The sequence below is a fragment of the Arthrobacter sp. GCM10027362 genome (assembly GCF_042679445.1).
Taxonomy (GTDB): Bacteria; Actinomycetota; Actinomycetes; order Actinomycetales; family Micrococcaceae; genus Crystallibacter.
Genome location: NZ_JBHTML010000346.1, coordinates 1 through 1,718, shown reverse-complemented (window position 1 = coordinate 1,718; position 1,718 = coordinate 1). Strand labels below are relative to the sequence as shown.

2 protein-coding genes are annotated in these 1,718 nt (G+C 70.0%); both read right to left on the bottom strand.

Features of this window, described 5'->3' with window-relative positions:
* Nucleotides 1-1,061 (bottom strand): thymidine phosphorylase (locus ACFQ36_RS22510; protein ID WP_377017767.1); only part of this gene is annotated, 1,061 nt, incomplete at its 3' end.
* A complete protein-coding gene (locus tag ACFQ36_RS22505) occupies nt 1,058-1,492 on the bottom strand; it encodes a cytidine deaminase (RefSeq protein ID WP_377017765.1) in 435 nt (144 codons plus the stop codon). The genes ACFQ36_RS22505 and ACFQ36_RS22510, both read right to left, overlap by 4 nt.
* Between the last annotated feature and the right edge of the window lie 226 nt (nt 1,493-1,718).

Sequence of the window (1,718 nt, the reverse complement as noted above, 5' to 3'; positions counted from 1 at the left end):
AGGCGCCAGGCGGCCACGCCCACGGCCAGCGCGTCCAGGCGCAGCAGCACGCCGTCGGCCGGGGCGTAGACCACCTCGGAGTGCCGCGCAGCCGGCAGCTTGGCGTGCGGGTCCCCGCCCTGGGCCTCGATCATCCGGTTCCAGACATCCATGGCGCGGCCGTCCTTCAGCGCCGCGGCCGGGTCCGCGTCCACCACCCCCGCCGCCTGGAGCATTTCCTCGGCCAGCCGGACGGTCAGCTCCACGACGTCCTCGGGCCCGCCGCCGGCAAGGACCTCGACGGCTTCTTCCACCTCGAGGGCGTTGCCGGCCGTCAACCCGAGCGGGGTGTCCATGTTGGTCAGCAGGGCCACCGTCTTCACCCCGGCATCGGTACCCAGGGCCACCATGGTCTCGGCCAGCTCCCGCGCCGAGTCCTCGTCCTTCATGAACGCCCCGGATCCCACCTTCACATCCAGCACCAGCGCCCCGGTGCCCTCGGCGATCTTCTTGCTCATGATCGAGGAAGCGATCAGCGGAATGGACTCCACCGTGCCGGTGACGTCGCGCAGCGCGTACAGCTTCCTGTCCGCAGGCGCCAGGCCCGCCCCGGCGGCGCAGATCACCGCGCCGACGCTGTCCAGCTGGGCCATCAGTTCCCCGTTGCCCAGCACCGCGCGCCAGCCCGGGATGGATTCGAGCTTGTCCAGGGTGCCGCCGGTGTAGCCAAGGCCCCGTCCCGAGAGCTGGGGCACGGTGACGCCGAACGCCGCCACCAGCGGGGCCAGCGGCAGCGTGATCTTGTCCCCCACCCCGCCGGTGGAGTGCTTGTCCACGGTTGGCTTGCCCAGGCCGGAGAAGTCCATCCGCTCGCCGGAGGCGATCATCGCGGCCGTCCACCGGGAGACCTCCGCGCGGCTCATGCCGTTGAGCAGGATGGCCATGTTCAGGGCCGCCATCTGCTCGTCGGCGATTACGCCGCGGGTGTAGGCGTCGATGGTCCAGTCGATCTGCCCGTCGCTGAGCGTGCCCCTGTCCCGCTTGGTCCGGATGATGTCGACGGCGTCGAAAGGTTCGGTCATTGTCCACTCCCGGTTCGGGTCGGTTCGCCAAGGTTTTCCGGGCCGAAGGCATCGGGCAAGACCTCATCCATGGTCCGGATGCCGGAGACGGTCATCAGCTGCATGCCCGGGGCGCGGAACTCGTGCAGCAGCTGCCGGCAGCGCCCGCAGGGCATCAGGATGTTCCCCTGCCCGTCCACGCAGCTGAACGCCACCAGCTTCCCGCCGCCGGTCATCCGCAGCTGGCTGACCAGCGAACATTCGGCGCACAGCGTCAGTCCGTAGGAGGCGTTCTCCACATTGCAGCCGGAGACTATCCGCCCGTCGTCGGTCAGCGCCGCGGCGCCTACCGGATACTTCGAATACGGCACGTAGGCGTGCTGCATCGCCTTGGCGGCCGCCTCCTGCAGGGCTTCCCAGTCGATGCCCGAATCCTTGAAGCTGAGGTTCACAGTGCTCCTTGATGGTTCCCGCCGTGCCGGCTCAGCCCCTAATGTACGGGATGAATGTACGCGAGGCCGCCGGCGCTCCGGCCCTGCCGGCCGGCCCCGGCGAAAAACGCACCGATCGGATTCCCGCGTTCGAAGACCAGCGTTCGAAGGCCGGCGCCGCCGGGGCGGCGCACCCCTGCCCGGTGCCCTTCGGCCTCAGGCGCGCCCCACGGGAGCGGAGCTGCTG